Source organism: Allobosea sp. P1_A7, assembly GCF_056406775.1.
This window is the reverse complement of sequence record NZ_JBFTZN010000653.1, coordinates 1-518: the sequence shown is the minus strand read 5'-3', so window position 1 is coordinate 518 and position 518 is coordinate 1. Positions and strand designations below refer to the sequence as shown.

General features: G+C 66.1%; 2 protein-coding genes. Both read left to right on the top strand.

The window, feature by feature from the left end; all coding sequences use genetic code 11:
• On the top strand, positions 1 to 403 hold a 403-nt coding region (tnpA, locus tag AC1D34_RS38240), incomplete at its 5' end, for an IS66-like element accessory protein TnpA (RefSeq protein WP_476827111.1).
• A partial coding sequence (gene tnpB, locus AC1D34_RS38235; protein WP_476827112.1) for an IS66 family insertion sequence element accessory protein TnpB occupies positions 400 to 518 on the top strand: 119 nt, incomplete at its 3' end. The genes tnpA and tnpB, both read left to right, overlap by 4 nt.

The window sequence follows — 518 nt, the reverse complement described above, 5'->3', positions numbered from 1 at the left end:
GTCTCGCGTCGAGGTGATCACATCTGTCGAGCGTCGGCGCCGGTGGTCTCGCGAGGAGAAGGAGCGGCTTGTCGCGGCGTCGTTCGAGCCTGGCGTTTCCTCATCCGAGGTCGCGCGTGCCGCTGGCATTCACGTGAGCCAGCTGTTCCGGTGGCGCAAGGATCTCTGCGATCGGATTGGGCTTCCTGCTCCACAGTTCCTTCCGGTAGTGATGGAACCGGAGCCGCCATCGSCACCACAGCCGCAAGCACGGACGCCTGCCACGCGGCGCGGACGGCCACGCGGACGCGGTAAGCGCGGCATCATCGAGATCGAGCTGGTCGGAGGAAAGCGCGTCCGGGTCGACGGCGATGTCGATATCGAGACTTTACGCCGGGTTCTCGATGTGCTGGGTCCGCGATGATCTCGGTTCCGAGCGGCGTGYGGGTGTGGCTAGCGACGGGCCCTACCGAAATGAGGAAGGGCTTCGCCGGCCTGGCGCTGGTGGTGCAGGAGACGCTGAACCACGATCCCCATGG